This window comes from Pseudomonas sp. GW823-FHT02C02, assembly GCF_058797635.1.
In genome coordinates this window covers 260,271-283,120 of record NZ_JBXAJV010000007.1, presented here as the reverse complement: position 1 = coordinate 283,120, position 22,850 = coordinate 260,271, and the positions used below count along the sequence as shown (strand labels likewise).

The 22,850-nt window shown below is 60.5% G+C and carries 24 protein-coding genes; 8 read left to right on the top strand and 16 right to left on the bottom strand.

Translation table 11 applies throughout. From position 1 onward, the window contains the following. Nucleotides 1-2 precede the first annotated feature (2 nt). From AC1ROI_RS15275 to AC1ROI_RS15260, 4 genes are all read right to left on the bottom strand, one after another. A complete protein-coding gene (locus AC1ROI_RS15275; RefSeq protein WP_077749162.1) occupies nt 3-929 on the bottom strand; it encodes a 5-oxoprolinase subunit C family protein in 927 nt (308 codons plus the stop codon). Next, nucleotides 926-1,630, bottom strand: a complete 705-nt coding sequence (pxpB, locus tag AC1ROI_RS15270; RefSeq protein WP_010462110.1) for a 5-oxoprolinase subunit PxpB — start codon at nt 1,628-1,630, stop codon at nt 926-928. Before pxpB ends, AC1ROI_RS15275 begins: the two co-directional genes overlap by 4 nt. After that, nucleotides 1,627-2,379, bottom strand: a complete 753-nt coding sequence (locus AC1ROI_RS15265) for a 5-oxoprolinase subunit PxpA (protein ID WP_102595476.1) — start codon at nt 2,377-2,379, stop codon at nt 1,627-1,629. The genes pxpB and AC1ROI_RS15265 overlap by 4 nt, the downstream gene beginning before the upstream one ends. Before the next feature lie 62 nt (nt 2,380-2,441). Beyond that, nucleotides 2,442-3,728 (bottom strand): MFS transporter, encoded by a 1,287-nt coding sequence (locus AC1ROI_RS15260; RefSeq protein ID WP_010462114.1) that lies wholly within the window; start codon nt 3,726-3,728, stop codon nt 2,442-2,444. A 147-nt stretch (nt 3,729-3,875) separates the two neighbouring features. Here AC1ROI_RS15260 and AC1ROI_RS15255 point away from each other — a divergent pair, with 147 nt between their 5' ends. Beyond that, nucleotides 3,876-4,790: a LysR family transcriptional regulator gene (locus AC1ROI_RS15255; RefSeq protein ID WP_010462116.1), complete on the top strand. Its 915-nt coding sequence runs from the start codon at nt 3,876-3,878 to the stop codon at nt 4,788-4,790. Nucleotides 4,791-4,839: 49 nt separating this feature from the next. On the opposite strand, the gene AC1ROI_RS15250 is transcribed toward AC1ROI_RS15255, so the two are convergent. Genes AC1ROI_RS15250 through AC1ROI_RS15240 form a run of 3 tightly spaced genes read right to left on the bottom strand, consistent with a single transcriptional unit; the run spans nt 4,840 to nt 6,695 of the window. Next, nucleotides 4,840-5,382, bottom strand: coding sequence for a DUF2937 family protein (locus AC1ROI_RS15250; RefSeq protein WP_102595475.1), 543 nt, complete (start codon nt 5,380-5,382; stop codon nt 4,840-4,842). 12 nt (nt 5,383-5,394) lie between these two features. Then, nucleotides 5,395-6,171, bottom strand: coding sequence for a class II glutamine amidotransferase (locus AC1ROI_RS15245; RefSeq protein ID WP_102595474.1), 777 nt, complete (start codon nt 6,169-6,171; stop codon nt 5,395-5,397). A 26-nt stretch (nt 6,172-6,197) separates the two neighbouring features. Further along, nucleotides 6,198-6,695 (bottom strand): hypothetical protein, encoded by a 498-nt coding sequence (locus AC1ROI_RS15240; protein ID WP_010462122.1) that lies wholly within the window; start codon nt 6,693-6,695, stop codon nt 6,198-6,200. 257 nt (nt 6,696-6,952) lie between these two features. On the opposite strand from AC1ROI_RS15240, the gene AC1ROI_RS15235 reads away from it, so the two are divergent. Both AC1ROI_RS15235 and AC1ROI_RS15230 read left to right on the top strand, forming a co-directional pair. Then, nucleotides 6,953-9,007 (top strand): S9 family peptidase, encoded by a 2,055-nt coding sequence (locus tag AC1ROI_RS15235; RefSeq protein ID WP_102595473.1) that lies wholly within the window; start codon nt 6,953-6,955, stop codon nt 9,005-9,007. Nucleotides 9,008-9,216: 209 nt separating this feature from the next. Further along, complete coding sequence (locus AC1ROI_RS15230) at nt 9,217-9,690, top strand: cyclic nucleotide-binding domain-containing protein (protein ID WP_077749165.1); 474 nt, start codon at nt 9,217-9,219, stop codon at nt 9,688-9,690. Here the strand turns inward: AC1ROI_RS15230 and AC1ROI_RS15225 are convergent. After that, nucleotides 9,687-9,977 carry a hypothetical protein gene (locus AC1ROI_RS15225; RefSeq protein WP_010462128.1) on the bottom strand — a complete coding sequence of 97 codons (291 nt, stop codon included), beginning with the start codon at nt 9,975-9,977 and terminating at the stop codon, nt 9,687-9,689. The two genes, AC1ROI_RS15230 and AC1ROI_RS15225, sit on opposite strands and share 4 nt — an antisense overlap. A gap of 80 nt (nt 9,978-10,057) precedes the next feature. On the opposite strand from AC1ROI_RS15225, the gene AC1ROI_RS15220 reads away from it, so the two are divergent. The 4 genes from AC1ROI_RS15220 (at nt 10,058) to AC1ROI_RS15205 (ending at nt 12,311) form a co-directional block, all read left to right on the top strand. After that, nucleotides 10,058-10,744 (top strand): spermidine synthase, encoded by a 687-nt coding sequence (locus AC1ROI_RS15220; protein WP_010462130.1) that lies wholly within the window; start codon nt 10,058-10,060, stop codon nt 10,742-10,744. 48 nt (nt 10,745-10,792) lie between these two features. Further along, nucleotides 10,793-11,164: a YajD family HNH nuclease gene (locus tag AC1ROI_RS15215; protein ID WP_010462132.1), complete on the top strand. Its 372-nt coding sequence runs from the start codon at nt 10,793-10,795 to the stop codon at nt 11,162-11,164. Nucleotides 11,165-11,370: 206 nt separating this feature from the next. Next, nucleotides 11,371-11,841 (top strand): RNA methyltransferase, encoded by a 471-nt coding sequence (locus AC1ROI_RS15210; protein ID WP_010462134.1) that lies wholly within the window; start codon nt 11,371-11,373, stop codon nt 11,839-11,841. A gap of 92 nt (nt 11,842-11,933) precedes the next feature. Next, a complete protein-coding gene (locus AC1ROI_RS15205; protein ID WP_102595901.1) occupies nt 11,934-12,311 on the top strand; it encodes a YgaP family membrane protein in 378 nt (125 codons plus the stop codon). Nucleotides 12,312-12,422: 111 nt separating this feature from the next. Here AC1ROI_RS15205 and AC1ROI_RS15200 read toward each other — a convergent pair whose 3' ends face one another. Both AC1ROI_RS15200 and AC1ROI_RS15195 read right to left on the bottom strand, forming a co-directional pair. Continuing rightward, nucleotides 12,423-13,652 (bottom strand): hypothetical protein, encoded by a 1,230-nt coding sequence (locus AC1ROI_RS15200; RefSeq protein WP_010462138.1) that lies wholly within the window; start codon nt 13,650-13,652, stop codon nt 12,423-12,425. A gap of 103 nt (nt 13,653-13,755) precedes the next feature. After that, nucleotides 13,756-14,205, bottom strand: a complete 450-nt coding sequence (locus AC1ROI_RS15195) for a YcgN family cysteine cluster protein (RefSeq protein ID WP_010462140.1) — start codon at nt 14,203-14,205, stop codon at nt 13,756-13,758. Nucleotides 14,206-14,446: 241 nt separating this feature from the next. Between AC1ROI_RS15195 and AC1ROI_RS15190 the strand changes: the two genes are divergently transcribed. After that, nucleotides 14,447-15,040: a nitroreductase family protein gene (locus tag AC1ROI_RS15190; protein ID WP_077749176.1), complete on the top strand. Its 594-nt coding sequence runs from the start codon at nt 14,447-14,449 to the stop codon at nt 15,038-15,040. Nucleotides 15,041-15,859: 819 nt separating this feature from the next. On the opposite strand, the gene AC1ROI_RS15185 is transcribed toward AC1ROI_RS15190, so the two are convergent. The 6 genes from AC1ROI_RS15185 to AC1ROI_RS15160 form a co-directional block, all read right to left on the bottom strand. Continuing rightward, entirely contained in the window at nt 15,860-16,792 is a 933-nt protein-coding gene (locus AC1ROI_RS15185; protein ID WP_010462145.1) for a D-2-hydroxyacid dehydrogenase, read from the bottom strand. 120 nt (nt 16,793-16,912) lie between these two features. Next, nucleotides 16,913-17,206, bottom strand: coding sequence for a YcgL domain-containing protein (locus tag AC1ROI_RS15180; protein ID WP_007898694.1), 294 nt, complete (start codon nt 17,204-17,206; stop codon nt 16,913-16,915). Further along, complete coding sequence (gene rnd, locus AC1ROI_RS15175; protein WP_010462151.1) at nt 17,203-18,336, bottom strand: ribonuclease D; 1,134 nt, start codon at nt 18,334-18,336, stop codon at nt 17,203-17,205. Before rnd ends, AC1ROI_RS15180 begins: the two co-directional genes overlap by 4 nt. Before the next feature lie 123 nt (nt 18,337-18,459). Then, nucleotides 18,460-19,116 (bottom strand): class I SAM-dependent methyltransferase, encoded by a 657-nt coding sequence (locus AC1ROI_RS15170; protein ID WP_102594126.1) that lies wholly within the window; start codon nt 19,114-19,116, stop codon nt 18,460-18,462. Between the two features lie 73 nt (nt 19,117-19,189). Next, nucleotides 19,190-20,839 carry a phosphoethanolamine transferase gene (locus tag AC1ROI_RS15165; protein ID WP_083374808.1) on the bottom strand — a complete coding sequence of 550 codons (1,650 nt, stop codon included), beginning with the start codon at nt 20,837-20,839 and terminating at the stop codon, nt 19,190-19,192. Between the two features lie 178 nt (nt 20,840-21,017). Continuing rightward, nucleotides 21,018-22,400, bottom strand: a complete 1,383-nt coding sequence (locus AC1ROI_RS15160; protein ID WP_077750027.1) for a glutamine synthetase family protein — start codon at nt 22,398-22,400, stop codon at nt 21,018-21,020. Nucleotides 22,401-22,850 lie beyond the last annotated feature (450 nt).

The following is a 22,850-nucleotide window of genomic DNA, read 5'->3' as shown; positions in this document are numbered from 1 at the left end:
TTTTAGCGGTTTGAAAATCGCTGCAAATACTCGACCTGTTCGCGATGCGCCACCTCCTGCACCACAGGCCGCAACCGCACTTTCGCCCCCGGCAAGCACTGCGCCAGCCGCGCGAGTGCCAACGGCGTCAACGCCCCCAATCGCGGATAACCGCCAATGGTCTGCCGATCATTGAGCAACACAATCGGCTGCCCGTCCGGCGGGACCTGGACCGCGCCTAGAGGGATGCCTTCGGAAATCATCGGCTGGCCCTGGTACTGCAACGGCGTTCCCAGCAAGCGAATGCCCATGCGATCGGCACGGCTGTCGAGGGTCCAGACGCTGTTGAACGCATCGAACAGGCTCTGCCCGCTGAACTCACCGATCTGCGCGCCGAGGACCACATCCAGTGGCGAATCGACTTTGAAATTAGGCCGGTGTTCTGCCGGTAACTCCCGCAGCAATAACAGCGCACTCCCGCGATAGCTCAACGGCGCGCCTTTGGCCAATGGGCGGCCCATACCATCCAGGCCGCCGAGTTCTTCACGGACCACCGTCGCGCTGCTGCCCAACACCTTTGGCGCGTCAAACCCGCCCGGTGCCGCCAGATAGGCTCGCGCCCCGAGCAGCGGTTGAGTGAATTGCAATCGCTGGCCCTTGTTCAGCCGGAAACTGCGCCACGGCGCCAATGCCTCGCCATCCACTTTCGCGCCCAGGTCCGCCCCGGCCAGCGCCAACACGCAGTCTTCCTCGGCTACGACGCTGAAACCGCCGAGGGTGATTTCAATCACCGGCGCATCAAGGCCATTGCCCAACAACCAATTGGCCCACGACATCGAACGCCAATCCAGCCCGCCGCCCTGGGTCACACCCAGATGCCGCACGCCGAAACGACCCGCGTCCTGCAACAGGCACAGCGGCGTACTCGCCTCAATCAATAGACGGCTCATGCCTGGGCCTCCAATGGCGTGTCGTCACCGCCCAGGTTGATGAACTGCGCATGGTCGACCGCTTCAAAGCGCACGGTGTCACCCGGTTGCATCAGGCTGTAACCATCGCGTTCGCGGTCGAACAATTTGGCGGGCGTGCGGCCGATCAGGTTCCAGCCGCCGGGGGACACCACCGGGTAGGCGGCGGTTTGCCGCTCGGCGATGCCGACACTGCCGGCCGCCACCTTTTTACGCGGCGTATTCAGGCGCGGCGCGGCGAGCACTTCTTCCACCAGCCCCATGAAAGCGAACCCCGGCGCGAAACCCAGGGCGAACACTTGATACTCGCGCTCGCTGTGGCGGCGGATCACCTCGTCCACCGACAGCCCGCTGCGCTGAGACAACAAGCTCAACTCCGGACCGACGCTCAAGTCATACCAGACCGGCAGCACATGGCATTTACCGCGAGTGCTCGCGTTGGGCGACAGGTCGATCAGCGCTTGGGCGATCAATTCCCGGGCTTGAGTCGGACTCAACGCGGTCAGGTCGTAATGCACCATCAACGTCGTGTAAGACGGCACCAGATCAATCAGATGCCCGGCAAACGCAGCGCGCAGGTTTTCGCTGGCCGCCAGCATCCACGGCATGTTGGCTTCGGCAATTTCATCGAACAGACGCACCATCAGGCAATCCAGCGCCACCACCTCAACCCGCGGTTTCATGGTGCGCTCTGCTGATCAAGGGCTTCGCGAATCCGCCGCACCGCGGCCACCGAACTGGCGTTGTCACCGTGGACGCACAGGGTGTTGGCCCGCAAGTGCAAGGCGCTGCCGTCGCTGGCGGTGAGGTTGTCGCCACGGGCGATGGTCAGCGCTTGCTCGATAATGGTTTCGGGATCGTGGTGTACCGCCCCCGGCAGTTGCCGTGAAACCAGCATGCCGGCACTGTCGTAGGCACGGTCGGCGAAGGCTTCGAACCACAAGGTCACGCCGTATTCATCACCCAGTTGCTGGGCGGCGCTGTTGTCGCGCGTGGCCATGAGCATCAGCGGCAAGGTCCGGTCATACGCCGCCACGGCCTGAAGCACCGCGCGCAATTGCGCCGGGTTGGCCATCATGTCGTTGTACATTGCGCCGTGGGGTTTGACGTAACTGACGCGCCCGCCTTGGGCCCGGCAGATGCCGTCGAGGGCGCCGATCTGGTAATGCAAAATGTCCTGAAGTTCCTGGGCGGTGTAGGCCATGGAGCGGCGGCCGAAACCCACCAGGTCCTGATAGGCCGGGTGCGCGCCGATCTGCACGCCGTTACTCAGGGCCAGGCCGACGGTCTTGCGCATGATGCTCGGGTCGCCGGCATGGAAGCCGCAGGCGATGTTGGCGCAATCGATGAAGGGCATGACCTCGGCGTCCAGACCCATGGTCCAGTTGCCGAAACTCTCGCCGATGTCGCAATTCAATAGCAGGCGGCTCACGGTGAACACTCCTGTAGGCATTTTCTTTTTTTGCTGTCGGGCAGATGCCCGCAGATTATCAGCTACTCGGCTTCAAGTTGTTTGCCACGGGTTTCCGGCAAGCTCAACGCAGCAAGGATCACCACACCGTAGGACACCGCCGCAAAAGCCCCGATGCCTACGCTCAATGGCACCTTCTGGCTCATCAAACCGATCAGCAACGGAAACAACGCCGCCAGGGCCCGCCCGATGTTGTAGCAAAAGCCCTGCCCCGAACCGCGAATCCGTGTCGGAAACAGCTCGGTCAAAAACGCGCCCATGCCACTGAAAATCCCCGAGGCGAAGAAGCCCAGCGGGAAGCCCAGCCACAGCATCACGCCGTTACTGACCGGCAACTGGGTGTAGAGCAACACGATGGTGAACGAGCCGACGGCGAACAGGATGAAGTTTCGTTTGCGGCCGAGGATGTCCGTCAAATAGGCACTGATGACGTAGCCGACGTAGGAACCGACGATCACCATCGCCAGATAACCGCCCGTGCCGAGTACGCTTAAACCGCGTTCGTTTTTCAGAAACGTCGGCAGCCAGGACGTGATCGCGTAGTAACCGCCCAGTGCGCCCGTGGTCAGCACCGAAGCGCGAATCGTGGTGAAGAGGATACCGGGGGCGAAGATCTCGTAGAACTTCGCGGCGTTGCCCGGCTCCTGCTTGGCCTTGGCTTCGCGGTAGATTTCCGGGTCCTTGACCAGTCGACGGACGAAGATCACGAAAATCGCCGGCACGATGCCGAGGATGAACAGCGCACGCCAGGCATCTTCCGGCGGCAATACCGAGAACAGCAGCGCATAGAGAATCGCCGTCAGCCCCCAACCCAGCGCCCAGCCCGATTGCACCATGCCCACGGCCTTGCCGCGGTCCTTGGCGCGAATCACCTCGCCCATCAGCACTGCGCCGGCGGTCCACTCACCGCCAAAACCGAAGCCCATCAAGGTACGGCTGATCAACAGTTGCTCGTAGTTTTGCGCGAAGCCGCAGAGGAAGGTGAAGAAGGCGAACCACAGCACCGTCAGTTGCAAGGTGCGCACACGGCCGATGCGGTCCGACAGGATCCCCGCCACCCAACCACCGATGGCCGACGCAATGAGCGTGCTGGTATGGATCAGCCCGGCCTCGCCAGTCGTGATGCCCCACATGGCAATCAGGGTCGGCACCACGAAGCTGAGCATCTGGGTGTCCATGCCGTCCAGGCCATAGCCGATCTTGCAGCTCCAGAAGGTGCGGCGTTCCTGCTGATTGATGTTGCGGTACCAGTCGAAAGGTCCCGGCCGAGACGTGGCTTTGGGGATGTCGAGCGTGTCGGGCGCACTCATGGCAACTCTCCGTGCAAATTTTATTGGTATTGTTCTGAGCCCCGACGACGCCTATCGTGGGAACCGGATGGCCTGATTTTTGGTTGTCCGGCCCTGCTGCGTCCAACTAATAAAAACCCGCCCTAGGCATAAGAAAAACTTAACGCCATGAACCTGAAGTTTCTCGAGACCTTTGTCTGGGTCGCCCGACTCAAGAGTTTCCGCCTGACGGCAGACAAGCTCTTCACCACCCAGGCGTCGATTTCCAGCCGCATCGCGGTGCTCGAAGGCGAGCTCGGGGTGAAGTTGTTTCTGCGCGACTCGCGGGGGGTGAGTCTGACGCCCGAAGGCTTGAAAGTGCTCGAGTACGCCGAGCAGATGATGGACACCATGCAAGCCCTCAAGCAGTCGATCGAGACGCGCTCAAGCAAGGTCGGGCGCGTGCGGATCGGCGTGATGGACACGGTGATTCACACGTGGCTGAGCCCGTTGGTGGCACAGATGATGGATCACTATCCGCGGGTGGAAATCGAGCTGGTGGCCGATACGGCGCTCAACCTCTGCGATCAGCTGCAAAAAGGCTTTCTCGATCTGATCCTGCAAACCGATCTGGTGCGTCAGGAAAGCGTGCGCAGCCTTGAACTGGCGAGCCATCCGATGGGCTGGATTGTCGCCAGCAATTCGATCTACAACCGTGGGTACACCGGCATTGCCGATCTGGCGCGCGAGCGGATCATTACCTACTCGAAAAACTCACATCCGCATCAGGACATTCTGAGTCTGATGCAGGCGAACGGGGTCATGACGCCGCGGCTGAACTGCGTGAACTCGGTGTCGGCGATTACCCGGTTGCTGCGCGACGGATTCGGCATTGGTGCGTTGCCGCCGGTTCTGGTGGCCGAGGAACTGGCGCGGGGGGAATTGACCTTGCTGGCCATCGATCAACAGCTGCCTAATTTGCAGGTCGTGGTGTCGTGGCGGGTGGGTGTGGAGTGGGTCGAGGAGATTGTTGCGTTGTGTCAGCAGGTGCTGGAGGGGTATGCGCGCAAGGTGGGTGAAGACTACATCGTCCTCGCACGCTGATCGGCGCTGATGATGATCGCTCCCACGCTCTGCGTGGGAGCGATCAGTGTTACAGGCCGCGCACATCCCGGTCTTCGATCGGCCGGCTCTGGCGCAGGCGTTTGCCGCCCAGCACTACCCAGTCGATCAGACGGAACAGGCATTCAATGCCGAAGGACAGCAGCAACGCACCGCTCATGCCCCAGATCATCGCTTCCGGTGTCAGCAGGATCTGGTAGCTGTAGCCATTCCAGGTTTCCTTGCGAATATCCGGATCCGCCGCCAATGCGACCTGCAGAACGCGGATGTACCACGGGCCCTGCATGGCGTGGAACTGTTTATCGAGCGCCACCTGACGGGTGAGCAAGGTGCTCAGGCTCTCGGCGTCGCTGCGGAAAATCGGGTCTTCACTGGCGCGGTAATGGGCGACCAGCGCCTGCATATCCCCCTTGAAGAACTGATTGGCGGTGCCCTGGAAACCGCTCAGGCTGGTTTGCGCCTCAATCAGATGCGCTTCGACCCGTTTCGCGTAATCGCTGATGAATCCGGGCACCTGGACACCGATCAACAGGCCCGCCGCAAACAACACCAGCCGTAGATAACTGAGCAACATCGGGTGAGATCCTTATTCGGTCTTGCCCTGGCTGACGCATTCGCCGCGTCGCCAGAGGCTCCATTGGCCCGGTTCGTAGCGGGTCCAGGTTTCGTTTTCGGTCAAAGGTTCGGTGGCGATCACCGTGACCACATCGTTGGGCGTGGTTTCGGCCTGGAAATCGACGATCACATCGACATCCTTCAACCGCGCCGGGCCGAATGGCGCGCGACGGGTGATCTGGACCAATTTGGTCGAGCAATAGCAGAACAGCCAGTCGCCGTCGCTCAACAGGCAGTTGAACACGCCTTTGCTGCGGTATTCGGCGCAAGCGGCGACCAGGTCCGGCAGCAGCGCTTCGATCTCGACCGGTTCTGGAAACGCTGCGCGCACACGGTTGAGCAGGTCACAGAACGCCGCTTCGCTGTCGGTGTCACCGACGGGGCGATAAAAGCTTTTGATCGGCTGAAAATCCGCCAGCTGACCGTTATGGGCGAAACACCAGTTGCGGCCCCACAGCTCACGCACGAAAGGGTGCGTGTTGGACAGGCAGACCTTGCCCACGTTGGCCTGACGGATATGCCCGATCACCACTTCGCTTTTGATCGGATAGCGCTGCACCAGGTTCGCCACTTCTGACTCGCTGCTGGCCGCCGGGTCCTGAAACAACCGCAGACCGCGCCCCTCATAGAAAGCGATGCCCCAACCGTCACGGTGCGGACCGGTGCGGCCGCCGCGCTGCATCAGCCCGGTGAAGCTGAACACGATATCGGTCGGCACATTGGCGCTCATGCCCAATAACTCACACATGCTCGGACTCTCGCTTCAAGGCCGGATTACAAACGCGGTTCGACCCGCAATCGCTGAGGGTTGCTCGGCACTGGCGGACGACCGTAACGATCATCGCCGGCACCGCCGAACGGATGATCGTCGTCAGGATCGTCGGCCCGGGCGGCGGCCTTGGCGGCGGCGGCCTGTTCCTTGCGAGCGTTGGAAGCCCGTTCAATAGGGAACCGGATCGCCACGAACACCAGATAAATGCCAAAGGCGATCATGCCGTACATGAACAGGTCGGAAACCGCCCGCCAGGCGTTGTTGCCCACCTTGAACAGCAGATCGAGCGCAGTGATGGCGATGGCCGGGGCCACTTTTTCCTTCACCGGGTCGATGATGGTCGGGCTGAATAGCAGTACGGCGACCAGCAGCCGCAGTGGTTCACGCAGCCAACGCCACATCCAGCGGGTGATGCGCATCCACACCAACAGGCAGCCTAAAGCGGCAAAGGCGTAAAGGCCCCAAGCGATCAGATAGTCGTTCTCGGTCATGGTGTCCATGGCAAGGCAGGCAAAGAGGCGCTTATAGTAACGACTTTTCGCCCGTCAGGCGTAATCCATGTGGGAGCGAACTGTGGCGAGGGAGCTTGCTCCCGTTCGGCTGCGAAGCAGTCGCAGCGCTTTTGGGGTCGCTTCGCAACCCAGCGGGAGCAAGCTCCCTGGCCACACAGGCTCACTCCTACAGGGTCTGCACAGGCATCAATATTTGCATTGCGCCTGCAAAACCCTATTTTTCGTACAACGTCCGAGAGTCCTTCATGCCCTTATCCGCCAACGTCACCAGCGCCCCGATTGCCCACAAGGCCGACGGCCCTGACCCGTATGCCTGGCTGCAGGAGCGCGACACCGACGCGGTGCTCGACTACCTCAAGGCTGAAAACAGCTACCAAGAGGCGCAGACCGCCGATCAGGCCGGGCTGCGCGAAACCCTGTTCGAGGAGATCAAGGGCCGGATTCTCGAAACCGACCTGTCGCTGCCCTCCCCTTGGGGCCCGTACCTGTATTACACGCGCACCACCGCCGGTGACGAATACGCCCGCCACTACCGCTGCCCACGCCCGGCCGATGACAGCCTGCAACTCGACGAAAGCCAGGAACAGCTGCTGCTGGACCCGAACGAACTGGCCAATGGCGGCTTCTTTTCCCTCGGCGCCTTCAGCATCAGCCCGGATCACCAGCGCCTGGCCTACAGCATCGATTCCACGGGCGATGAGATCTACACGCTGTTCGTGAAGGAATTGTCCAACGGCCGTGTCAGTGAACTTGAGTTCCAGGATTGCGACGGCAGCATGACCTGGGCCAATGACAGCCTGACGCTGTTTTTCGGCGAGCTGGACGACACCCACCGTCCGCACAAACTGCTGCGCTATCGACTGGACGGCACGGCGGCCGAGGAAGTGTTCAACGAGCCGGACGGCCGATTCTTCCTGCATTGCTATCGCTCCAGCTCCGAACAGCAATTGCTGCTGTCGCTGGGCAGCAAGACCACCAGCGAAGTCTGGGCCCTCGACGCCGCGCAGCCGCAGCAGGCCTTCACTTGCCTGGCGCCACGGGTTGAAGACCATGAATACGACGTCGACCACGGCACGCTGAACGGCGAGTGGGCCTGGTTCATCCGCACCAATCGCGACGGCATCAACTTTGCCCTGTACACCGCCGTGGATACCGGTGTTGCGCCCACCGAGGCCGACTGGCAGAACCTGATCCCCCACAGCGACAGCACGATGATCGAGGGCATGAGCCTGAACGTCGGCGCGATGACGTTGAGCCTGCGGGTCGGTGGCTTGCCGGTGATTGAAGTCCACCCGCAGGATTTGCCGAGCTACCGTGTGCAACTGCCGGATGCGGCGTACAGCCTGCATGTGCAGAACAGCCTGGAGTTTGTCAGCGAGCGGATCCGCCTGCGTTACGAAGCCCTGAACCGTCCGGCGCAAATACGCCAGCTGGAACTGGACAGTGGCGAGCAGAAAGTACTCAAGGAAACCCCAGTGCTCGGCCCGTTCGACGCCGACGCCTACGTCAGCCAGCGCCTGTGGGCGACGGCACCCGATGGCACGCAAGTGCCGATCAGCCTGGTGGTCAAGCGCGAAGCCCTCGGTCAGCCAACGCCCCTGTATCTCTACGGCTACGGCGCTTACGGCGAAAGCCTTGACCCGTGGTTCTCTCATGCCCGCTTGAGCTTGCTGGATCGCGGCGTGGCATTTGCCATTGCCCACGTACGGGGCGGCGGTGAACTGGGCGAGGCCTGGTATCGCGCCGGCAAGCAGGAACACAAGCACAACACCTTCAGCGACTTTATCGCCTGTGCCGAGCACCTGATCGACAACGGCTTCACCACCTCAGCACAATTGGCGATCAGCGGCGGCAGTGCCGGCGGTTTGCTGATCGGCGCGGTGCTCAATCAGCGACCCGAGCTGTTTGGCGCGGCCATTGCCGAAGTGCCGTTCGTCGACGTGCTCAACACCATGCTCGACCCGGACCTGCCGCTGACCGTCACCGAATACGACGAGTGGGGCAATCCTGAAGAACCGGACGTTTATGAGCGGATCAAGGCGTATGCCCCATATGAAAACGTCACCGCGCAAGCCTATCCGGCGACCCTGGTGATCGCCGGCTACAACGACAGCCGCGTGCAGTACTGGGAAGCGGCGAAGTGGGTGGCGAAATTGCGCGCGACCAAAACCGACACCAATCCCCTGTTGCTCAAGACAGAACTGGGCGCCGGGCATGGCGGGATGAGCGGTCGGTACCAGGGATTGCGTGACGTAGCACTCGAATACGCATTTGTTTTCAAGGTTTTGGGGATTGCCTGAGGAACTTGGCCCGGTGTTTCGGTCTTAAGACCAGACACCGGGCCCAATACAACACAACTCCCTTGTGGGAGCGAGCCTGCTCGCGATAGCGGACTTTCAGTCAATAATTGCGTGACTGACACACTGCAATCGCGAGCAGGCTCGCTCCCACAGGGATTGGGGATATCCCGAACAACCGGAACCAGACACAAGAAAAAGACCGTGCCGACATGTCAGAACCGACCTTACTGAACAACGAAATCCGCGACTGGCTGATGGACTGCGGCCTGTTCGATCAATTGCTGCCGGCAGACTTCGCCGCGGCCTCCGGCTACTTCAGCATCAGCACCATCGCCGAAGGCGAAGAGATTTTCCATGAGGGTGATGCCGGCAGTTTCATGTGCATCATCCATACCGGCCAGGTGTCGGTGCAGAAGACCAACGGCGACGGGCAGCTGGTGACCATGGCCACCCTGCGCAGCGGTCGCTCGTTCGGCGAAATGGCGGTGCTTGATGGCGAACGCCGCTCGGCCAGTTGCGTGGCCGCCAGCAACTGCCAACTGCTGAACCTGGGTAAGGACTCTCTGGAAAAAATGATCAACGAGGCGCCGAAAATCGCCGCCAAGATCATCCGCGCCCTCGCCGTCGCCCTTTCCAAACGCTTGCGCATGGCCGACGGGCAACTGCTCTCGCAGCAGGTTTAACCGCCTGGGGTTTTGGTTTTCGTGCTGTTCGGCTCAATCCCCGGCACCGGTTGATCCTTGGTCGGCGGACTGGGCATCTCGATCGGCACCAGCGGTGGGCCGCCACTGCCAGGCCCGGCCTTGGGCAAGGTGGTCGGGGTGATGGGCGGATACGGCGTCGGGGTCGCCGTGCCGGGCGAACCGGGCATCGGCGCAGGGCTTGCTGGAATGGTTTGCAACTGCTGGGCCTGCACTGCACTTATCGAGAGCGCGGCCAAGGCAATGACCGTTAGAATGGTGCGCTTCATCAATGGCTCCGTTGGCCTTGTTGTCATTGGCAGGCTACTCCCAACTGCCTCTGTTTGCCTTCCCCAAATTTGAGATTTCCATGAAACGTTTCGTTCTGCTCGACACCGCCCCTATCCCTGAAAACGGCGGCGCCTTGTGCCTGTTCGAGTATGGCGAGGATTTCGTCATCAAGATCCAGGGCGGCGACGGCGGGCAATTGATGAACACCCGCATGCACGGCTCAGAAGATGCCCTGGCCGAGATCCCGTGTCGCAAAGTGGCCGGCCGGCCGAACTCGCGAGTGCTGATCGGCGGCCTCGGCATGGGTTTTACCCTCGCTTCGGCCCTCAAGCATTTGGGCAAGACCGCTGAAGTGGTGGTCGCCGAGCTGGTGCCTGGCGTGGTGGAATGGAATCGCGGGCCGTTGGGCGAGAAAGCCGGCAATCCGCTGCTCGACCCGCGCACCGTGATTCGCCTGGAAGACGTGGCCAAAGTCCTGCAAGCCGAGCCGCAAGGTTTCGACGCGATCATGCTCGACGTCGACAACGGCCCCGAAGGCCTGACCCAACGGGCCAACAGCTGGCTTTACTCAGCCGGTGGCCTGAGCGCCTGCGCCAAGGCCTTGCGGCCCAAAGGCGTGCTGGCAGTGTGGTCGGCCAGCGCCGACAAGCAGTTTTCCGACAAGCTGAAGAAGGCCGGTTTCAAGGCCGAAGAAGTCCAGGTCTTCGCCCACGGCAACAAAGGCACCCGCCACACCATCTGGATTGCCGAGAAGCTCAAGGGCTGAGCTAAACTCACGCCATAACCGTCATTAGTCTTTTACAAAGGTGAACCCATGAGTTCGTCAACGCCGACCAATACCTCGAAGCTGGATCGCATCCTCGCCGACAACCAGCGCGACAAGGAAATGGGTTACCGCGACAAAGCCCTGAAGATGTACCCGCACGTGTGCGGCCGCTGCGCCCGCGAGTTCTCCGGCAAACGCCTGAGCGAGTTGACCGTGCACCACCGCGACCACAACCACGACAACAACCCGCAGGACGGCTCGAACTGGGAATTGTTGTGCCTGTATTGCCACGACAACGAACACTCGCGGTATACCGACCAGCAGTATTTTCACGAAGGCTCGCTGAGCACGCCGAAAATCGCCAAGGCGACGCATAACCCGTTTGCGGCGTTGGCCGGTCTGATGAAAAAAGACGACTGAAGACTTTCATTCGCTGGATAGGCCTCTTCGCGGGCAAGCCTCGCTCCTACGGATATATGTCGTTCACCCAATTGTGATCGACTCTGTCCCTGTAGGAGCGAGGCTTGCCCGCGAAGACAATCTCCCGGTCACCACCAATCTCCAAACCGGACACCCCTCCCCAATCCCCGTATAATCGCCGTTTTTTCCCCGAAGGCACCCCGCTCGTGGCAGACAAACGGTACAGCTGCATTGGTTTGTATAACCCCAAATCACCGGAAAACGTCGGCTCGGTGATGCGCGCCGCCGGCTGCTATGGTGTGGCGTCCGTGTTCTACACCGGCAAGCGTTATGAACGCGCCGCCGACTTCGTCACCGACACCAAGCGCGTCCACTACGACATCCCGCTGATCGGCATCGACGACTTGAAGAAAATCCTGCCCTTGGGCTGTGTGCCCGTCGCGGTGGAGCTGGTCGAAGGCGCCCGCTCGCTGCCGGAATACACCCACCCTGACCGCGCCCTGTACATCTTCGGCCCGGAAGACGGTTCGCTGGATAAAGAGATTCGCGACTGGTGCGAAGACGTGGTCTACATCCCGACCACTGGCTGCATGAACCTGGCCGCCACGGTCAACGTCGTGCTCTACGACCGCATGGCCAAGGGTCTCAACACCCGCTCCGGGGCAAAATTCCGCTGAATCACCGCACATTCGATGGAACAAGCCGACCGCCCCGGCAGTCAGCTTATCTATCTATTGTTGAAGCAGCCTTGCCTGCCAGGAGACAGATCATGAGCGAACTCAAGCGCGTAGAACGCATCGAATCCACCCCGTTCCAGACTCATTCCGAGCAGAACGTTCACGGCTGGGAACGTGTCGGCTCCCTGGCCGGCGGCGTGCTGATGATGGGCAAGGGCCTGCGTCGCGGCGGGTTTTTCGGGTTGATCCAGGTGGCCATCGGCGGCGTCGCCCTGGCTCGCGGGATTACCGGGCACAGCTCGGCGAAAAGCCTGCTGGAGAAAAGCCGTCAGGACATGAACAACGTTCGGGCGAAGATCGAGCGGGCCGGGGAAGAGTTGGGCAAGTTGAAGGCGAATGCCGAGGCGGCGACGCAAACCGCTACGGTGACCGGGAATGATTCGTTGAAATCGCCCAAGACCGGGGTTTGATCCGGGATTTTCGCTGAGGCTGACGGCCTCTTCGCGGGCAAGCCTCGCTCCTACAGAATTGGTGTGATCACATGAACCCTGTAGGAGCGAGGCTTGCCCGCGAAGACGGTTTTACTGAAGCAACTCGGTATCAAGGACCTTGGAAGACTCGCCAATCACGCTTTCCGCGAGCTGAACAAACTCTTTGGTATCCACACTCCCCAGATGCATCGCCCCGCGCAACACATCATCAAGCGAGCGCTTGTTGCGCGTTTTCAAACGAATCTCGCGATCCAGTTCCTGTAGCAACAACACCGCTTTGGAGACCTGCGCCGGGTTCGCCTGTTCGCCACGCAACGTGGTGACTTTCTGGCTGTCCTTGACCAACCTGCGGTGCAAACTCTCATACCGCTCATCACTCATGCCACCCGCACGGCGCACCAGTTCGATGGCGTAATACTCGGCAAACCCTTCACTGATCCAGTCACTGCGCTGTTTATCGTTGATCCGCCCGAACACCTGCGCCAATTCACGCACCACCGCGCTGGTCCCGCTTTCACTGACCAACGGCAGGCGCGTATTGAGATAGATCGACTCACGCGCGGCCAGGCTGCCGCGCCACATCGGGTCGTTGGCGCCGACGATCAGCAGTTTGACGGGATGACGGGGAAACACGGCTTGAACCTGCGGCCAGACAAAGGTCAGCAGCGTCAGCACGTCCATGCGGCGCATGCCCTGGCCTTGGGGCGAGGCGACGGTGACTTCGGTTTCCCCAAGCCTGGTGCGACGGCTGCCGAGGTGGCCGGCGAGCATCCAGCCCGTGGGCCGGTCGAACAGTCGAGAGACGTTATCGATGCGGAATTTGTTCTTGCCGATGCGCGGCCAGGCGGTCTCGACGCTTTTCCAGCCGCTGGGCAATTCAAATTCAAGGCGTGACACCAGCTCGATGCCGTCCTGCTGATCGAGTCTGGCCGGCGGCACCAGGTCGTCGCCGCGCATCAGTGCCCAGGTTGGCGTCATGCGCGTATCGAAGCTGCCGCTCTTGCGTCCATGGCTGATGCGCACGCGGTAAGTCAGGCTGGCCTTGTCAGTGGCCGGACGCCAAACGCCGCGCGTCTGCTTGCCCGTCGTGAGTTGCCATTGGCCGTCGGCCTTGAAGTCGCTGTAGTGGCTGCCGTCGCCCAGATCGAAATCCAGACTGCGCACCGCCGAGCCTTGGGCCAGCGTCAGCCGCACTTCGGCCTGATCGCTTTGCGGCAACAGGCGCACGTGATAATCCAGATCGACCTTCTTCGCCGCCCACACGGACGAACTCAGGGCCAGTAGCCCGACGGCCAGCGCCCGCCGCAATCGCACAGCCATACACACTCCTGTTGTGGCGAGCGAGCTTGCTCGCGCCGGGCTGCGAAGCGGCCCCTTTTTTTGTCGTTACTGCCTGTTGGTGGCCACACATGCAGTGGGGCATTCAGCCCGCGCGAAAGATCAGATGGTCTTCCCAGTCATCCTCGGACACGCTGCCTTCGGCGAGCATGCGCCCGGACTGGGAAATGCGTTCATGGTGCACCGCATCGCGATCACCGCACACCAGGTGATGCCACAGGGGCAAGTCCTTGCCTTCACTGACCAATCGATAGCCGCAGGTCGGCGGCAACCAGCGGAATTCTTCGGCCTTGCCCGGCGTGAGCTGGATGCAGTCCGGCACAAAGTCACGACGGTTCGGGTAGTCGGTGCACTGGCAGGTTTTCAGGTCCAGCAGTTTGCAGGCGATGCGCGTGTAATAGACCGAGTTGTCCTCTTCATCTTCGAGCTTTTGCAGGCAGCACAGACCGCACCCGTCGCACAGCGATTCCCACTCCTGCGGATCGAGTTGATCGAGGGTTTTGCGTATCCAGAACGGTTCGACTTTGGCGGCCATGGTTCGAGCATCAACATCAGGTGGTGAAAAGGCCGCCAGTCTAGTGCCAAGGCCCTTGCGGGCCAAGCATTGGCGACTGCCGGTAGATCGGGCTTGTCAGTTTTTGCGCCGCCACGTAGTTTTGCCAGTCGCAAGGAGCCATGCCCAAATGCCATTAACGCTCAACCGCGTTGCATTCAGGTGAACTGCGCCTGCGGGTTTTAGACGCCCCTCACTTTCAAACGAAGCAAGGAATCTCTTGATGAGTGCAAACCCACGCGTTGCCGAGTATGCGATCCACCCTCAGTTCACCGATCGCTGGTCGCCCCGCGCCTTCACCGGCGAAACCATTCCCGAAGAAACCCTGTTGAGCTTCTTCGAAGCCGCACGCTGGGCGCCATCGGCCTACAACTCCCAGCCTTGGCGGTTTCTCTACGCGCGCCGCGATACGCCGAACTGGGAGCGTTTTCTGGGCCTGCTGAATGAATTCAACCGCGGCTGGGCGCAACACGCCTCGGCATTGGTGATCGTGATCTCTAAAACCACCTTCGCGGTACCCGGCGCCACCGAAGAGACCCCGGCCCTGTGGCACACCTTTGACACCGGTTCGGCCTGGGGCCATCTGGCGCTGCAAGCGAGCATCAGCGGCTGGCACACCCACGGCATGGCCGGTTTCGACCAGGACCTGACCCGCAAAGAGCTGAACATTCCTGAAGGTTACGCACTGCACGCGGCGGTGGCCGTAGGCAAACTGGGCGATAAAGCGACGCTGGCCGATTACCTGCAAGCGCGCGAAGAACCAAGCCCGCGCCGCCCACTGAGCGAACTGGCGGCCGAAGGCGATTTCACCCTCTAAGCCACAGCGCAAAAGAAATTCGGGAGCGAGTCTCTTGCGATGGCGGTGTATCAGTCTCCGTCAATATTGACTGACAGACCGCCATCGCGAGCAGGCTCGCTCCCACAGTTGATTCCTGGTGTTCACAAAATAGTGGATTCACAGCACAACCCATGTGGGAGCGAGCCTGATAGCGATGAGGCCGTCACGTTCAACATCAACGTTGACTGTCACACCGCCATCGCGGACAGGCTCGCTCCCACAGTTGATTCCTGGTGTTCACAAAATAGTGGATTCACAGCAGAACCCATGTGGGAGCGAGCCTGCTCGCGTTGAGGCCGTCACATTCAACATCAACGTTGACTGATACACCGCCATCGCGAGCAGGCTCGCTCCCACAGTCGATTCCTGGTGTTCACAAAATAGTGGATTCACAGCAGAACCCATGTGGGAACGAGCCTGCTCGCGATGAGGCCGTCACATTCAACATCAACGTTGACTGTCACACCGCCATCGCGAGCAGGCTCGCTCCTACAGTTGATTTCTGGCGTTCACAAAATAGTGGATTCACAGCAGAACCCATGTGGGAGCAAGCCTGCCCGTGATGAGGCCGTCACATTCAACATCAACGTTGACAGCCACACCGCCATCGCGAGCAGGCTCGCTCCCACAGTTGATTCCTGGTGTTCACAAAATAGTGGATTCACAGCAGAAACCATGTGGGAGCGAGCCTGCTCGCGAGGAGGCCGTCACGTTCAACATCAACGTTGACTGATACACCGATATCGCGAGCAGGCTCGCTCCCACAGGTTTTGCACACTGTCCGAGTAAGCGGTGGGTTCAGTAGCCGCGGTTGAAGTCGACTTCCCCGCGCAACGCCTCGCCCGCCTGATACGCCCGCAAGTTTTCGACAAACAGCTTGACCATCATTGATGGCGAGGTCGGTGCCGAGCTGTGGCCGGTCAGCAGCAGGCCCCAGGCGGTCCAGAATGGATGACGCTGCGGCAGCGGCTCCTGACGGCAAACGTCGATGACCGCGCCCGCCAGATGCCCTTCTTTCAAGGCTTCCACCAGGTCCGCGTCGACCACGGCCACGCCGCGCCCGACATTGATGAACAACCCGGTCGGCTTGAACTGCTTGAACAGCGCCGCGTCGTACAAGTCGTGGGTATTGGGGGTGTTGGGCAGCAGATTGATGACGAAATCCACTTCACCGACCAGCCGTGGCAAGTCCGCCAGCACGCCGACTTCAACAAACGGCGCCTGCTCGCGGGCTTCGCTGGCGATACCGTACAGCTCAACACCAAATGGCACGAGGAACTTTGCCACGGTCAAACCGATGTCACCGGTGCCGACGATCAACACCTTGCGTCCCGCCAGGCTCTGGCCCTGACGACTGTCCCACTTGCGCTCGACCTGGCTGACCAACCGCGCCAGCACTTCGCGCTCGTGGCCAAGCATGTAGGTCAGGACGTATTCGGCCATGACCTGACCAAAAATTCCCACCGCACGCGTCAGCCGGTAATCGCGGCGCAAACCGTCGGCCAGCAGCGGCGTGATGCCGGCCCAGGTCGATTGCAACCATTGTGGCTGGTGGCCCTGGCGCAACAGGTTCGCCAACAGGTCCGGCTGACCCAGCCAGATCGGGCAGTCGGCCGCCTGGCTGGCCAGTTCGGCGGAGTCGCCGCTGGTCAGCACTTCCAGATCAGGCGCAGCCTGGCGCAACAGTTGGGCGTACACGGGGTGGTCGTGTTCAGCAATCAGAACGCGCATGGTTCAAACCTTTCGAAAACAGAGCAAACGGCCGCCGACGGAGTTTCGCTCCGTCGCCCTGGCCATCGCCAAAATCATTCCAGTGTTTCACACAGACTCTGAACAGAGCCTGTCTGCCGATCACATCGGGTCGTTGCGTCGCAGCAATTCTTCCGGCAAGTGTTCGATGTATTCGTCTTCGGCCGGTGGCATTTGCAGGTGGTAGCCCTGCTTCTCAAGGTTTTCCAGGACCACGGTGATGTCCTCGCGCGACAGTTTGCGCTCGGGGGTCAGCACCAGATCGAAAGCGTGATGAGGTTTGCCGAAGGCGGCCATCAGACTTTCCGGGACGCGCTCCAGTGCATCGCTTTTGAGCACATAGAGGTACATCTCGTTTTTCTTCAGGCTTCGATAGATGGAGCAAATACGTTTCAAGGCTGTTCTCCGGCGGTGGCCAGGCTGTCGAGCAGCGCCTGGCCCATCAATTCGCGGCGCCAGCCACGCAGCGAATCAGGCAATTGGTAAGGACCGTTGGGGTAGCCGCTCTTGAGCAGCGCTTCCAGGGTTTTCTTGCGCAGCATCAGTTCCGGCGCAATGTTCAGGCGCTCGGCTTCGGCCTGGCCGATCGCACGCAGCTGTTTGACCAGATTGGCGGCGTCCACCGGCAATGGCTCCGGCACGGCGGGCGGCCATTGATCTGGCGACACACTGCCAGAGCGCTTGATCAGATCAAGCAGAAATTCGCCGTCCTGACGCACGGTACGCGGGTGCATGTCTTCGATTTTCGCCAGCGCGCCGAGGTTGTCCGGTTGCGTGCGTGCCAACGGCCACAGCGAGTGTTCACGGACGATGCGATTGCGCGGCAGGTCGCGGGCGCGGGCTTCACGCTCACGCCAGGCGCAGAGTTCACGCAACACGGCGAGTTGGGCGCGGGAGAGCTTCCAGGCCAGCTTGGCTTCGCGATAGACCTCGTAGGGATCGATCTCGCGGCGCAGGTTGGCCACCAGCTCGGCGCCGTCTTCCAGGACCCAGGCGTACTTGTCGTCGGACAGTTTCGGACGCAGCTGTATGAAAACTTCCGCCAGGTGCAAGGCATCTTCGGCGGCGTAGCTGATCTGGGTGTCGGACAGCGGACGTTGCAGCCAGTCGGAACGGGTTTCGCCCTTGGGCAGGTCAATGCCGAGCACTTCCTGCACCAACCGCGAATAACCCATCGAGAAGCCGAGGTTCAGGTAAGCGGCGGCCAGTTGCGTATCGAACAGCGGCGCCGGCAGGCTGCCGGTCAGACGCAGCAATACTTCGAGGTCTTCGCTGCACGCATGGACGACTTTGACCACGGCCGGGTTTTCCAGCAACGCGGCCAGAGGCTGCCAGTTGTCGATGGTCAGTGGGTCAATCAGGTAAGCGCGTACGCCATCACCGATCTGCAGCAAGCCTGCGATCGGGTAAAAGGTGTCGACCCGCATGAATTCGGTGTCGAGGGCAACGAATGGCAGCTGCTGCCACTCGGCGCAAAACTGACCGAGGCTATCGTTGTCGCGAATCCAGTGAATATCGATGGCCACACGGCTCTCCCTTGAAGAATGGCGCGCAGTATATATCGCCCCCGGCGATTTCCGCGCATCCACTGAACAAGAGCTTTAGCGAAAATGCCTGCCAGACGGCAAGAAATGTCTGACAAGCGGAGGTTAACCGACCTTACGCAGCACATAGACCCGCATCCGAGCACAACCGGGCAAGAAGTCCTGATGACTGAGCAAACTGAAACCCGCCAGCCTGAATTCGACTTCGGCCTTGCCGGCCAGCTGCCGGGGGGGAGCGCCCGCTGTGCCTGGGCGGCGCAGCTTGAAATGTGCATCGACTCGTACCGCCACAATCACCGTATCGCGACTCACACGATGGAACTCCGCCAGCAGGGCCAACCGATGCTCCGGGCTGTCGATATGCTGAAACAGTTGCATGCAAAAAATGCTGTCGACCGCGTTCGCCGACAAGCCGAGGGTGAAGGCTGAACTCTGGAACGTTTTGATTCGCTTGAGCAGACTCTGCGCATGGTGAGTCTGGGCATGGTTGAGCATGTCCTGCGACGGATCGGACGCGAGGATCACCCGGTTCGCGTGCTCGGCCAACACCGGCCAGTAACGCCCGGCACCGCACGCCACATCCAGCATCAAGCCCGGTTCGCCGGCGACCTTGAGCGCGTTGCGCACCAGTTGCTCGTCGCGCCAGAACGCCAGGCGCCCCGCCAGGCCACGCGGTCGCGGCTGAAGGCAGACGCGGGCGTGTTCCTGATCGTAGCGCCGGGCGAACTCAAGCTCGATGGCGGAAGGGGGCTGCGCGGACATGTGCAATGACTCTTGTAAGGAAATAGACCGGCCACAGATTAACGACTGGTCCGTGAAAAAAAGGTCGAAACACTTACTCTTTGGCCAACACTCCGTCGATCACAGCGCCGCGGCAACCGGCAAACATGTCCAGATCCTGGTTGTAGACCTTGCTGTTGACCTCCAGCAGACCGAGCATCGAATGGAACAGGTTGTCCTGGCTCAGCGGCTTGTCCCGGCTCAGTTGCAGGCAATGGGTGTCCACCGAGAACGACTTTTGGTAGCTGTCGGAGAACCACGCCAGCATGGCCACGCGTTTCTGCTGTTCCGGCGCCAGCATGTAAGGCGTGCCATGGAGGAACAAGTTGTACTCGCCCAGCGACTCGCCGTGGTCCGACAGGTAAACCATCGCGGTATCGACTTTGTCCTGGTTGCTGCGCAACGTATCAATCAACGTCGACAGCACGTGGTCGGTGTACACCAGCGTGTTGTCGTAGCCATTGACGATACTTTCGCGGCTGCAATTATTCAGTGCGTTGCTTTCACAGACGGGCGTGAAGCGTTCGTACTCTTTCGGGTAACGCTTGAAGTATTCCGGGCCATGGCTGCCCATCTGGTGCAGGACCAGCACGGTGTCCTTGTCCAGCGTGTCGATGAAGTGCTGCAGACCTTGCAGGAGAATTTCGTCGCGGCATTCACTGTTGGCGCACAACACCGGGTCCTTGAGGTTGCTGACGTCATCGAGGGTGACCCGATCGCACGTGCCTTTACAGCCCGATTGATTGTCACGCCAGATCACGTCGAGACCGGCGCGCTTGAGTACGTCCAGCAAGCCCTCTTCATTCTTCGCGGTGCTGGCGTTGTAATTCTTGCGGCCCATGTTCGAGAACATGCACGGCACGGACACGGCTGTTTCCGTGCCGCAGGAATGCACGTCGGTGAAAGCGATCAGGCCGGGTTCCTTATCCAGTTTGGGGGTGGTGTCGCGGTCGTAACCGAGGATGCCGAAGTTCTCGGCCCGGGCACTTTCGCCGACGACCAGCACTGTCAGGGATTTACGGCCGTGGGTTTGCCAGGCGGGATTTCGCTGGGCATCTTCACCGACCTTGACGAAGGGTTGCCGGGCAGAGACTACTTGCTCGCGCAGAAAGCCGAACGAAGCACCGATGTAGTTACTCGGCACCACCATCAGGCGCAATTCATGGTGATTGCGAAACAACGAAGACAGCCCTTGATAGTTCACCAGCGCGACACCACCGATCACCGCAACTGAAGCAACACTCACCAGCGCCTTACTTACCAACTCACGGTGCCAGCGGCGGTAATCAACCGGAACTTTCCACAACAACCATGAAGGCAAAACACCGAGCAGAAGAATATAGACCAGCAACTTCAGTGAGAGTAAGTCACGCACTTCCGTCGCGTTGGTTTGCGCGAAGTTGCGCAACATGCCGGTGTCAATCAGCACACCGTATTGACTCATGAAGTACGCCACGCCCGCGCTGACCATAAACATCAGCATCAGGACCGGCTTCATGACGTAGCGGAACGCCAGGAAGGTCAGCACAATATTGAAGGCCGCCAGAATCATCACGCCAAAAGCGACAAGCATGACGATGCCTTTACCGTCCGCGGCGGTGATGTCAAACAAGCGCTGCCAGAGCACTGGATTAAAGCCAATCAGCAGAAAGGCGCTGGCAATCAGTGTCACCCACTCCGGGCGCACGGGTTTGAACTTCAACATAGTGATGGACTATTCCTGAAAAGAAGTGTTCATGGCAAATGTGAAAATTTCATTTACCGTGACAGCACTAACTTTAGGCAGCCAACCATCAATTTTTTGTGAAAAAGAAGCCAACGATTAGTTGGCTCCTGTTATCCACTCGGTACTTTTACTTATTTGAGAATGGTTCAGCTTTTGTTCAGGCCTGATGCAAATACCAACGCCAGTCCTGCTCCCCGACTTCGCCCATGAATTGCCGATACTCGGCGCGCTTCACCGCCAGGTACACGCCGAGGAATTCCGCGCCGAACGCTTCACGCGCCCAGGTCGAACCTTCCAGCGCCCGCAAGGTGGTCAGCCAATCGGTTGGCAACAACTCCGTGGCCTGGGCGTAACCATTGCCTTCCACGGGCGCGCCTGGGTCGAGCTGTTCACGAATGCCGCGATGGATGCCGGCCAGAATTGCTGCGGCGGCCAGATACGGGTTGGCGTCAGCGCCGCAGATGCGGTGCTCGATGTGCCGCGAGAACGCCGGGCCACCGGGTACGCGCAAACTCACGGTGCGGTTGTCCACTCCCCAAGTCGCTGCCAGCGGCGCATAGCTGTTGGTCTGGAATCGACGGTAGGAGTTGGCGTTCGGGCAGAACAGCAGCAGCGAATCGAGCAAGGTACTGAGCATGCCGCCGACCGCTTGTTTGAGCAGCGGCGTGCCGTCCGCGGACTCGCTGGCGAACAGGTTGTTGCCGTCCTTGTCCGCCAGGCTGACGTGCATGTGCATGCCGGTGCCCGCCAGGTCATCGAACGGTTTGGCCATAAAGCAGGCGGCCATCCCGTGTTTATGCGCAACACCCTTGACCAGTCGCTTGTAACGCACCGCTTCGTCCATCGCCTGTAGGGCATCGGTGCGGTGTTCGAGGGTGATTTCCACTTGCCCCGGCGCGTATTCGGAAATCGCCGTGCGCGCCGGAATGCCCTGCAATTTGCAGGCACTGTAGAGATCCGCCAGAAACGGCTCGATCTGCTCCAGCTCCCGCAAACCGTAGACCTGCGTCGAGCGCGGACGCCCGCCATCGACGTCCCGCGCCGGTTGCGGCCGACCGTTGCTGTCGCGCTGCTGATCGAGCAAATAGAACTCCAGCTCCGCCGCCATCACCGGGTAATAACCGTCGGCCTGCAAGCCTTCGATCACCTTCGCCAGCAGATGCCGTGGATCAGCAATCGTCGCCGGCATGCCTTCTTTGGGGTGCATGCTGACCTGCACCGCCGCCGTCGGAATCAACCGCCACGGCATGCGCGTCAAACTGCCGCTGATCGGGTACGCCCGGCAATCGATGTCGCCGACGTCCCAGACCAGGCCTGAGTTTTCCACGTCATCGCCGTTGATGGTCAGGCCGAGAATGGTGCTCGGCAACGGCCTTCCGCTTTCGTACACCGCCAGCAGTTCATCACGATGCAGCAACTTGCCCCGTGGCACGCCGTTGTTGTCGAGGATGAACAGTTCGAACATCTCGATATCCGGGTTCTGTTCGAGAAAGGTCAAAGCTTCTTGCTTCGTGGCGAAGGAGGTCGTGGCACAACTCATGGGAATTCTCTTGTTTCCGCGTCAGGCAAACGCGCAGGCGCTGCCGGTTTGATCCCGGCGCACAGCGCGGGACCTGTCAGAAGAATCAACGGGAAAGGCAGGCATCCGGTGGGCGTGCGTGACGGCAGTGCCATAACGCCCAGAAGGCTAATTCAGAGGGAAGTGCGACGGGACAACCGTCCATAGAGATAACCGCAGAAAACAGATGAGCAGCAGCGTCACACGGGCGCTCAGGTCGTTAAATCGGGATTTGAAGAACTTTGGGTGTGGGCTGGCTAAACAATCATTCTCCCAAACACCGCCGATCCCTGTGGGAGCGAGCCTGCTCGCGATAGCGGTGTGTCAGTCAGCACATGCATCGATTGAAACACCGCTATCACGAGCAGGCTCGCTCCAACAGGGGATCCACGGTGTGGCACCGGTATTTAATTTTTAAATACCGCTGCGCAC